Here is an 11,290-nt window from a genome sequence, read left to right as displayed (position 1 = left end):
ACCGGATTTCACGTGTCCGGCCGTACTCAGGATCCTGTCTAGAGGACAAAAGCTTTCGGTTACGGGGTTATCACCCTCTTTGACAACGCTTCCCAACGTTTTCACCTAACTTCTATCTTGGTAACTCAACGACAGTCCTACAACCCCAGCATGCAAGCACACTGGTTTGGGCTCTTCCCGTTTCGCTCGCCGCTACTCAGGGAATCGATTTTTCTTTCTGCTCCTGCTGCTAATGAGATGTTTCAGTTCACAGCGTATTCCTTCAACTATCCTATGTATTCAGATAGTGATAGCACTTCTATGTGCTGGGTTTCCCCATTCGGAAATCTCTGGGTCATAGCGTACTTACCGCTCACCAAAGCTTATCGTAGTTAGTCACGTCCTTCATCGGCTCCTAGTGCCAAGGCATCCACCACGCGCCCTTATTCACTTAACCACAACTTTTCAGTTGGATCAGTTTTATGAGTTGGTCTTCTTTCAGACCTGCGATTAAACCGTTCTTTTTAAAGAACTTGTGTTGTTTCTCGGTTCATTTAGATGATTCACCTCTGAATCATTTTAAAAGAATTTCTTGATTATTCAGTTTTCAATGTACTAGCTTTTGGCCAAAAGGCTTTCTTCTGGCCAATGGAGAATAGCGGGATCGAACCGCTGACCCCCTGCTTGCAAAGCAGGTGCTCTCCCAGCTGAGCTAATCCCCCATGCGCTGGTTGTGCTTCACGCACTCAAAACTAAACAAAACTTTGCACAAATCAAATTGACTCTGACGTCCCTGTAACGCTCCGATTATCCTTAGAAAGGAGGTGATCCAGCCGCAGGTTCTCCTACGGCTACCTTGTTACGACTTCACCCCAGTCATCTGTCCTGCCTTAGACGGCTCCTCCCTAAAAGGTTAGGCCACCGGCTTTGGGCATTACAAACTCCCATGGTGTGACGGGCGGTGTGTACAAGACCCGGGAACGTATTCACCGCGGCATGCTGATCCGCGATTACTAGCGATTCCGACTTCATGTAGTCGAGTTGCAGACTACAATCCGAACTGAGACGTACTTTAAGAGATTCGCTTACCCTCGCGAGTTCGCTGCTCGTTGTATACGCCATTGTAGCACGTGTGTAGCCCAGGTCATAAGGGGCATGATGACCTGACGTCGTCCCCGCCTTCCTCCGGTTTGTCACCGGCAGTCTGTCTAGAGTGCCCAACTGAATGCTGGCAACTAAACATAAGGGTTGCGCTCGTTGCGGGACTTAACCCAACATCTCACGACACGAGCTGACGACGGCCATGCACCACCTGTCACTTTGTTTCCGAAGAAAACAGCACTATCTCTAGTACCTTCAAAGGATGTCAAGACCTGGTAAGGTTCTTCGCGTTGCTTCGAATTAAACCACATGCTCCACCGCTTGTGCGGGTCCCCGTCAATTCCTTTGAGTTTCAACCTTGCGGTCGTACTCCCCAGGCGGAACACTTAATGCGTTAGCTTCGGCACTAAAGGGCGGAAACCCTCTAACACCTAGTGTTCATCGTTTACGGTGTGGACTACCAGGGTATCTAATCCTGTTTGCTACCCACACTTTCGAGCCTCAACGTCAGTTGCAGTCCAGTAAGCCGCCTTCGCCACTGGTGTTCTTCCATATATCTACGCATTCCACCGCTACACATGGAGTTCCACTTACCTCTACTGCACTCAAGTTCGACAGTTTCCAAAGCACTTCCACAGTTGAGCTGTGGGCTTTCACTTCAGACTTATCGAACCGTCTGCGCTCGCTTTACGCCCAATAAATCCGGATAACGCTCGGGACATACGTATTACCGCGGCTGCTGGCACGTATTTAGCCGTCCCTTTCTGGTATGGTACCGTCATGTAAAGATCATTTCCTACCCTTACCGTTCTTCCCATACAACAGTGCTTTACGACCCGAAAGCCTTCATCACACACGCGGCGTTGCTCCATCAGGCTTGCGCCCATTGTGGAAGATTCCCTACTGCAGCCTCCCGTAGGAGTTTGGGCCGTGTCTCAGTCCCAATGTGGCCGGTCAGTCTCTCAACTCGGCTATGCATCATTGTCTTGGTAGGCCTTTACCCCACCAACTAACTAATGCACCGCGAATCCATCAAAAAGTGGTCCAAACGGACCTTTTAACGTTTTGTCATGCGACAGCACGTTTTATACGGTATTAGCATCTGTTTCCAAATGTTATCCCCTGCTTTTCGGTAGGTTATTCACGTGTTACTCACCCGTTCGCCACTCGCTTGAAGAGTGCAAGCACTCTTCGCTGCGCGTTCGACTTGCATGTATTAGGCACGCCGCCAGCGTTCATCCTGAGCCAGGATCAAACTCTCATGTTAAAAGTTTGAAGATTGCTCTTCGATTAAACTGACTAGTTGCTATCTCTCGATAACGCCTATCCGTTTATTGTTTGTTACGAATTGACTTCGCAAATTTGTTTGTGACTACTTACCAAGTAGCCACCGTTACAGATTTGTTTGTTCAAAGTTTTGTTCAGTTTTCAATGTGCGATGCCTTGTTGGGCAACTCATTTATCTTACCTTAGCTGTGACCTAAAGTCAACAACTAATTTAGAAAGTTATTTGAGTTGCTTTGTTAGGGCAACTTGATTAGTTTATCAGGAATGTTGAAGCTTGTCAACAACTTTCTGATGAACTTTTATCAACTGCCGGTCATCTCTGACAACCAGCGCCTCGCTCGAAGCAGCTTTGCTTCGTAACGAACAATAACTAGTATAGCGCCTACCTGACTACTCGTCAATAGTTTAGCAAATAGTTTTTAACTAAAAAAACAAAAACGTTTTTTAAATAAAAAACGCTTAAATTTGTTCGAATTAAAACAAATTTAAGCGTCCATTTAGCATTCAACGTTCGGATATTAATTCAATTCCCACGTTTGTCCCTGTGGACTATCACGAACAACCAAACCAGTTATCAACAATTGATCGCGGATGGCATCCGATGTTTGAAAGTCCTTAGCAGCACGAGCCGCTGCTCGTTCTGCTAACAAAGCCTCTTGTTCTGATGTAAGAACAATCTCCTTTGTTAACTGTTCAATCCCAAAGATACCAAGCCAAGCTTGCAAACGATTGGCCAGGCACTCTAAGTCTCCTTGAGTTGCATTCTCCTGATTTTGTACTTTATTAGCGAAAGTGGTCAAATCAAAGATCACGGTAACCGCGTTCTCCGTATTAAAGTCATCATCCATCGCTTCAATAAAAGCCTCTTCCAATTCCGCTACCTGATTTTGCACCTGTTGTGAAACCTGACCAGCCGCTGCTATTCCTTTGGCAGACAAAAGCCCTTGATATGTCCGGTACAAGCGATCAAGTTCGCCTTGTGTTTGGTCCAATCGATCCGGGCTGTAAGAAATAGCGCGACGATAATTGGTTTTCGCCAAGAAGAACCGCAGACCCTGAGGATCGATATCCGTTTTCAACAAGTCGTGAATGGTAACAAAGTTCCCCAGCGACTTCGACATCTTTTCATCATTAACGTTGACAAAGCCGTTATGCAACCAATAGCGAACAAACTGCCGGTGGTGGTAGGACTCCGATTGTGCCAATTCATTGGTATGATGTGGAAAGGTCAAATCAATGCCACCAGCATGAATATCAATCGTTTCTCCTAACAGCTGGTCATTCATCACTGAGCACTCAAGGTGCCAACCAGGACGTCCCAATCCCCATGGCGATGGCCAGGCAACCACATCCGGCCGACTTTCACTCTTCCACAAGGCAAAATCCGTGGGGTCGTGCTTATCTTCTTGATCCTCTTCCCCAAGACGACCGGCAGCATTTTCCTCTAACTGTTCCATGTTCTGATGGGAAAGAGCCGTATAGTTTTTAAACTTCTTCGTTGAAAAGTAAACATTACCATTGACTTCATAGGCCTGACCCTGGTCAAGCAACCGTTCGACGAAGGCCACCATTTCTTCCATATACTCAGTGGCCCGCGGACGACTAGTGGCAGGTTTAATATTTAGTTGTCGTGTATCGGCTGCAAAAGCAGCAGCGTACTTATCAGCCACTTCCTGCTCAGTTAGACCTTCCTTCTCACCCTGAGCAATAACCTTATCACCCAAATCAGTAAAATTGGAAACGAAGTTCACTTCAAAACCGCGCCACTCCAAATAGCGCCGAATCGTGTCAAAAGCGACAGCTGATCGTGCATTACCAATATGAATGTAGTTATAAACCGTTGGTCCACACAGGTACATGGTAATTTTGCCAGCTTCTTGTGGTACAAAATCTTCTTTTTCCAGGCTGTAAGTGTTATAGACTTGGAGCATATGCAGACCTCTTTTACTTTAGTAATCGTCATGGTTTGCTCTCATTATAACAAAACCAACAAAAAACAGCACTCGAAGCTGAGTGCTGTTTCAAAACCTTAGTCGAGGTACTTGCCCTTGACATCAGCCATCGTCTTCAAGACGGCTGGCTTGTCCAACAAGACAAGCATTTCAGGTAGGTTTGGTCCCTGAATTTGATGGGTTGTCGCAATTCGGATTGGGTTCCACAAATTGCGGCCCTTAATTTCAAGATCATTTTGAATCCCACGGATGGTCGCCATATAAGTATCAGCATCGGCATCATCTGGCAAGGCAGTATAAGCCTCTTCCCAGGCAGCAAAAACCTTGCGCCCATCATCAGAAGTCAAATAGTCGACCATTTCATCCGTCACTTCGCCCAATTGAAAGAATGGTTCGCGGACCAAGTCAACAATTTGCTTGGTATAAGAAATACCGTCAACACCAGCAACTTCGATGACTTCCTTGAGCCATTCGGCACGTTTTTGAGCTTCTTCCTTTGAAATCAGACCAGCAGCAATGATTTGGTCAAAGAGCTGTGGCATAATGCGGTCCTTATCCTTACGGATCCACTGGTTGTTAATCCATTCCAACTTCTTTTGGTCGAATTTAGCATTGGCCTTTGACAAGCGGTGTTCGTCAAACATTTCCTTGAATTCTTCTAATGAGAAGATTTCGTCTTCGCCCTTTGGTGACCATCCCAACAAACCAATGAAGTTATCCATGGCTTCCGGTTGGTAACCCAATTCGCGATATTGTTCCACAAACTGCAAGACATCATTGTCACGCTTTGACAACTTCTTGCCCGTTGCGCCATTGATAATTAAGGCCATGTGACCAAACTTGGGCACATCCCAACCCAAAGCCTCATAAATCATCATTTGCTTTGGCGTGTTCGAAACGTGATCATCCCCACGCAAAACGTGCGAAATCTCCATCAAGTGGTCATCCACAACAACGGCAAAGTTATAAGTTGGCATGCCATCAGCCTTTTGGATCACCCAGTCACCGCCAACTTCTTTAGCACCGATTTCGATGTGACCCTTAACGATGTCATCCCAAGCATAGACATTTTCTTCTGGAACACGGAAACGAACAACCGGCTTCAAACCCTGAGCTTCAAAATCAGCATACTTAGCTTCGCGTTCTTCGTTGGTCAAGCCCTCATATTCGTAAACATAGTGCGGGGCTTGCTTGGCAGCCTGCTGTGCTGCTCGTTCTTCGGCTAATTGTTCAGAAGTCTTGTAAGACTTATAAGCCAATCCCTTAGCCAAGAGTTCATCGATGAATTCCTGGTAAATTCCTTGTTCATTTCGTTCTGATTGGCGGTATGGCCCATACTGACCAGGCTTATCGGGTGCTTCATCCCAATCCAAACCTAGCCATTTCAAGTTTTCCAACTGTGACTGTTCACCATTTTCAATGTTGCGCGCAGAATCGGTATCTTCGATTCGAATTACAAAAGTTCCATTGTAGTGGCGGGCAAAAAGCCAGTTAAACAACGCCGTTCGGGCGTTTCCAATGTGTAGATAGCCCGTTGGTGATGGGGCATAACGAACACGAAAGTCATCAGTCATGAATATTGTTCTCCTCAGTACAGCCTAACGCTGAAAAATTCTTCCTTAAGTATACAACAAGTCGGACAGGCTTTCAGCCCCCCCGAAAAAATCAGGATCACCTTGGTCCTGATTTCAAAATAGTTCGGTCAATAAAAGGTGCTTAACCATTCCGCCACCGAGCAACGCTGCGCACTTACTAATCGCCAAGTGCTAATTGCAATGCCTCTTTAATCGTCGTCACGCCAACCACCTCAAGACCATCGGGTAAACGCAAGCCAGCCAAGTTATTCTTGGGTACAATTGCCCGCGAAAAGCCTAACTTGGTTGCTTCCTTCAGCCGACCTTCTAAGTCGGCCACGGACCGGATTTCACCAGTCAAGCCCAACTCACCAATAAAGACGTCACTAGCCCTAGTTTCCTTATCTTGGTAGGACGAGGCAACTGCGACCGCGACCGCCAAATCGATAGCCGGCTCATCAAGCTTAACGCCACCGGCCGCCTTGAGATAGGCATCTTGGTTTTGCAGCAGAAGGTTCGCCCGCTTCTCCAAGACTGCCATAATGACCGAAACGCGGTTACGGTCTAGGCCAGTGGCCGTTCGTTGTGCATTACCAAAGACGGACGGGGTCACGAGGGCTTGAAGCTCCGCTAAAATGGGGCGGTTTCCCTCTAACGTTGCCACAATCGCCGACCCAGTTGCGCCGGCCAAGCGCTCTTCCAGAAAAATTTCGGAAGGATTAGCAACTTCAGCCAGACCCTGGTCACGCATTTCAAAAATCCCAAGCTCGTTGGTGGCCCCAAAACGGTTTTTGACCGCCCGCAGAATCCGGTACTTATAGTGGCGGTCCCCTTCAAAGTAAAGAACCGTATCGACCATATGCTCCAAAATCTTTGGACCAGCAATGGCACCATCCTTGGTCACGTGGCCGACGATGAAGACCGTGATGTTATTGGTCTTGGCAATCTGCAACAGGTCAGCCGTCACTTCTCTAATCTGAGCAACAGATCCAATTGGCGAGGTCAAATCAGGTTCCTGCATCGTCTGCACGGAATCAATCACCAAGAAGTTTGGCTTCATTTCCTCGACCTGTTTTTTCACCGCCGTCATATCGGTTTCCGGGTAAAGGTAAAATTGCTGACCACCAACCTCTAACCGGTCTGCCCGTAGCTTAACCTGTGAGGCTGACTCTTCTCCGGTCACATAGAGAACCTTGCCATGGTTGGAAAGTTCGCCTGAAACCTGGAGCAAAAGCGTTGATTTCCCAATACCAGGGTCCCCACCAATTAACACCAGGGTCCCGGCCACAACACCACCCCCAAGAACGCGGTTCAATTCCTTCAAACCCGTGGTGACCTTCGGTGTGTCCTCCAAAGAGACTTCGTTAATGGCTTGGACCTTAGCGACCTTACCGTCAATGCCGACGCGAGCCTTGCGGTTCGTCGTTTCCGGTTGGACTTTTTCTTCCACAAAAGTTCCCCACTCGCCACAGTTTGGGCAGCGACCGAGGTAGCGGGCTGAAATAAAGTCACAATTTGAACAGATAAATTGGGTTTTCGTTTTGGCCATTAGCCCTCCCCAGTTGAACCAAAGCCACCGGCACGAACAGCCTTGCTGGTCTCTTCGTCCTGGTCAGCCAGTAAATAAGGCAAGAAGATTCCCTGAGCAATTCGATCGCCCTTCTTAATCAAAACGGCTTCTTGGCTAATATTGAGGACTTGAACCATAATTTCACCCTCATTTTGTTCATTATTGTAGTAATCCGCATCAATAATTCCAACCGCGTTTGGCATCACTAGGTGTTTTTTCTTTGGTAGAGAAGACCGTGACACCAATTGCAAGTACTCATCCGCCTGCATATAAGCCTTGATACCCGTTGGGATCAAAACTGGCTTTTGCACGCCTTCTATTGATGCTGGAATGACAATATCTGTTGCTGCAGCAAAGTCATAGCCCGCTGCCCGTTCAGTGGAGCGAGCTGGCAGGGTCAAACCAGCATTTGCATACTGACTAACAATTTCAAATCCACGCTTTTTCATTCCAAACCCCTTTACATTTCCATTAATCTGGCATATAACCGACTTATTATTTAACTAATTTATTATACGTCATTCCGGTTAATTTCTAAACCGTCATATCATTTCTGGAGGTTCTGATGACTATCACTGCAAAACCAGGAGCGTTCTATTACGAAAAGGACGGCTTACGACTCGGCGAAGTTACCTACTTCGAAAATCAGGCTGAAAATAGCCTTGTTTTAAATCACACTTTCGTCGACCCCAGCCTACGCGGCCAAAATATCGCACACCAGCTGGTTGACGAAGTCGTCAAAAAGGCACGAACGGAAGGCAAACTCGTCCAGCCGGCCTGCCGGTACGCTGCCGTTTTATTCCGCCGCTTCCGTGACGAATACCAAGACGTTGCCGCGACAAGCCAATTCAATCAAAAGTAGTCTGGCTGGCAAGGGTCTCCCCCAGCAATTAAAGGAACCGGGGTCAGGATAACGGTTGGTCTCATTTGCAGACGGGCTCTGCAATAAAAGATGACAAAAGTAAGATAAAGAAAAACCTCATTATTAATACAAAACCGACCAAGATGATTGGAAAAGTAGGACTTAATCCAACCATCCTGGCCGGTTTTTTGGAGCAATCAACCATAGCACAAGTGATACACCAATCGGTCGAGTAACCGTCACCAATCCGATTGGCCTTTTTAACGGGTTCGCAATCGAAAGCAAACACCCGCATATTGCAGGGATTACAGGATTTGATCCACCTCAACACTTCTGATCAACAAAAAAAGGCCCAGCCGCAACCTTTGCGACCAGACCTCTAATTGAAGAGCAATTACTTTGCTGATTTTTCATCAGCCTTTGCATTGTCATCTTCTTCAATAGCTGAAATGACAACCTTGCCATCAACCAAGTCAGCTGATAATGCCTTCTTACCAGGGTTATCCAAGTAGAAATCAGTTACTTGATCACGAATCTGTTGCTCAATTACTCGACGTAATGGACGAGCACCGAGGGCTTCATCATAACCATCTTCAATCAAGTGTTCCTTAACACCATCAGAAATCCGCAGCGTCAAATCCTTCTTAGCCAAGGTCTTATCCACATCTGCCAACATCAAGTCAACGATTTGCTTCAAATCCTCCTTCGTCAAAGCTGAGAACTCAACCACACCGTTGAACCGGTTCAAGAATTCTGGACGGAAGAACTTGGACAACCGGTCCATTAAGTCACCGTTTTCCACATCCTTGTTACCGAATCCGGCATTTGACGTGGCAATAACCACAGTGTTCTTGAAGTTAACCACGTTTCCTTGACCATCCGTCAAGCGACCATCATCCAAGACCTGCAAGAGCAGGGTCAAGACTTGTGGGTTAGCCTTTTCAATTTCATCTAACAAGACGATCGAGTAAGGATTACGACGAACCTTTTCTGTCAAAGTGTTGCTATTGTCATCATAACCAACATAACCGGCTGTTGCACCAATTAACTTTGACACAGCTGTCAAATCAGAATACTCTGACATATCCAAACGGATAATGGAATCCTTTGAACCGAAGAGGTCCTGGGCTAACTGCTTTGCCAATTCCGTCTTACCAACACCAGTTGGTCCAACGAAAAGGAACGAACCAATTGGTCGGTTTCCTTCGTCGAATCCGGCACGGTTTCGACGAATGGCACGGGCAACAAGGTCAACGGCCTCATCTTGACCAATAACCTTCCCTGCCAAACGCTTGTCGATTTGCTTCAAGTGTTCAATATCAGAAGCACCCATCTGTGAAACTGGGATACCCGTCAAACGTTCAACGGCTTGGGCCACGTCATTTGGCGTTGCCTTAATCTTTTCAACATTCTTAGCAGAATCTAACTGCTTTTGAACGTCAGCAATTTCGTTCTTAACCTTCAAAGCCTTCTCATAGTCTTCTTGACCAACTGCATCTTCTTGGTCCTTCTTCAAATTAGCTAATTTCTTTTCCAAAGAAACCTTGTCAGTTGCTGGGTTCTTAGCTGACAAGTGGGCAGCCGTCATATCAATTAAATCGATGGCCTTGTCAGGCAATGACCGTTGTGGAATATACTGCACTGAGTAATCCACAGCTGCTTGCAAAACATCCTTTGGTAGTTCAACATTGTGGTGCTTCTCGTAAAGGGGCGCAATCCCTTCCAAAATCTTCAATGTATCTGCTGCTGAAGGAGCATTGACCTTGACTTCGTTAAATCGACGAGCCAAAGCAGCATTCTTCAAAATCGTGTTCCGGTACTCATCTTGAGTCGTTGCACCAATCAATGATAATTCGCCACGTGACAAAGCTGGCTTCAAAATATCGGCCAAGCCCTTACCACCATCTTCGCCGCCAGTTGAACCGGCACCAAGAATCTGATGAATTTCATCGAAGAACAAGACTACGTTACCAGCATTCTTGACTTCATCGACTAACTTCTGCACGTTTTCTTCAAAGGCACCGCGGTATTGTGTACCAGCCTCCAAAGCTGAAATATCAATTGAATAAATCTGCTTGTCCTGGATAGCTGCTGGCACATCCCCGGCGGCAATGGCCTGAGCTAATCCTTCAATCACAGCAGTCTTACCAACACCGGCATCCCCGACCAAGACAGGGTTATTCTTAGTCCGACGACTCAAAATCTCGGCTGTTTCTTGAATTTCCTTGTTCCGACCAATAACTGGATCAAGCAAACCATCCTTGGCTTCTTGGGTCAAGTTGCGACCTAATTTAGCTAACATACCATCTTGCTTAATTTGTCCCGGCTTGACGTCCTGAGGACGACCGTTACCTGCAGTTTGACCAGGTTGTCCACCATTTGGTAACTGACCAGTTTGCCGATATTGTGCAAACTCCTCTGGCGTCACTTCCCGTCCGTTAATTAAATAACGACGGTTTTCTGAGTTCAAACCATTCAAGTTACCCATCATACTATCAAAGATATTGTTCATATCTGAGTTAAATCCGTTGTTAAATGCATCGTTTTGATTTGCCATAAATTAATATACCTTCCTCTTTATATAAATTTACTTTCCTTTCGAAATTGGCAGTGTCATCTCAACCGTCGGATTTCGAATCCCGTTTGCTTCTAACGTATGATTCTTGATCTGGATCAGGTTTTTGATAACCGTGTTCCAATTCCTTTAGCACTTGCCACATTTCCATTTGCTGGGCCCGGGCTAAGGCATCTAAATCTCTTATATTTAGTGAAGTTGCTTGGCTCTGATCTTTATTGAAAGACCGATGAATCGTCGTATAACCGTAACCGGATTCTTTTGAAACCCGGTAAATTGTCAACGACTTATCCACCAAATAAGCCTTAATGTTAAAACGGACCATGCTGATCACCCCAGTTTTGATATCTCTTTTCTAACATTTTCTTCCACCTCCACATTTATTATTAT

At 46.3% G+C, this 11,290-nt stretch carries 7 protein-coding genes, 1 tRNA gene and 2 rRNA genes (1 of these 10 only partly in view); 1 reads left to right on the top strand and 9 read right to left on the bottom strand.

Annotation, left to right across the window (positions count from 1 at the left end; all coding sequences use genetic code 11):
* The 7 genes from ACSYSH_RS05755 to dut form a co-directional block, all read right to left on the bottom strand.
* Positions 1–436 (bottom strand): 23S ribosomal RNA (locus ACSYSH_RS05755); it reaches 2,471 nt to the left of the window's first position.
* A gap of 192 nt (positions 437–628) precedes the next feature.
* Positions 629–701 (bottom strand) — tRNA-Ala (locus ACSYSH_RS05750).
* Positions 702–796: 95 nt separating this feature from the next.
* Positions 797–2,347 (bottom strand): 16S ribosomal RNA (locus tag ACSYSH_RS05745).
* Together the 16S and 23S rRNA genes with 1 tRNA gene alongside form the textbook arrangement of a ribosomal RNA operon.
* Positions 2,348–2,885: 538 nt before the next feature.
* Entirely contained in the window at positions 2,886–4,298 is a 1,413-nt protein-coding gene (gene cysS, locus ACSYSH_RS05740) for a cysteine--tRNA ligase (RefSeq protein WP_491702203.1), read from the bottom strand.
* 98 nt (positions 4,299–4,396) lie between these two features.
* A complete protein-coding gene (gene gltX / locus ACSYSH_RS05735) occupies positions 4,397–5,893 on the bottom strand; it encodes a glutamate--tRNA ligase (RefSeq protein ID WP_252774378.1) in 1,497 nt (498 codons plus the stop codon).
* A 178-nt stretch (positions 5,894–6,071) separates the two neighbouring features.
* Entirely contained in the window at positions 6,072–7,442 is a 1,371-nt protein-coding gene (gene radA, locus ACSYSH_RS05730; RefSeq protein WP_489816227.1) for a DNA repair protein RadA, read from the bottom strand.
* A complete protein-coding gene (gene dut / locus ACSYSH_RS05725; RefSeq protein WP_252774380.1) occupies positions 7,442–7,912 on the bottom strand; it encodes a dUTP diphosphatase in 471 nt (156 codons plus the stop codon). Before dut ends, radA begins: the two co-directional genes overlap by 1 nt.
* Positions 7,913–8,028: 116 nt before the next feature.
* Here dut and ACSYSH_RS05720 point away from each other — a divergent pair, with 116 nt between their 5' ends.
* Entirely contained in the window at positions 8,029–8,325 is a 297-nt protein-coding gene (locus ACSYSH_RS05720) for a GNAT family N-acetyltransferase (RefSeq protein WP_489816226.1), read from the top strand.
* A 394-nt stretch (positions 8,326–8,719) separates the two neighbouring features.
* Here the strand turns inward: ACSYSH_RS05720 and ACSYSH_RS05715 are convergent, their stop codons facing one another.
* The gene (locus tag ACSYSH_RS05715; protein ID WP_252774382.1) at positions 8,720–10,882 is read right to left on the bottom strand and encodes an AAA family ATPase; all 2,163 of its coding nucleotides are present in this window, start codon (positions 10,880–10,882) and stop codon (positions 8,720–8,722) included.
* A gap of 61 nt (positions 10,883–10,943) precedes the next feature.
* On the bottom strand, positions 10,944–11,225 hold the full coding sequence (locus ACSYSH_RS05710) for a transcriptional regulator (RefSeq protein ID WP_252774383.1): 282 nt from the start codon (positions 11,223–11,225) through the stop codon (positions 10,944–10,946).
* Positions 11,226–11,290 lie beyond the last annotated feature (65 nt).

It is taken from the genome of Fructobacillus sp. ESL1117, assembly GCF_058508565.1.
The sequence above is the reverse complement of the archived record's forward strand: the minus strand, read 5'-3'. Positions and strand labels throughout refer to the sequence as shown.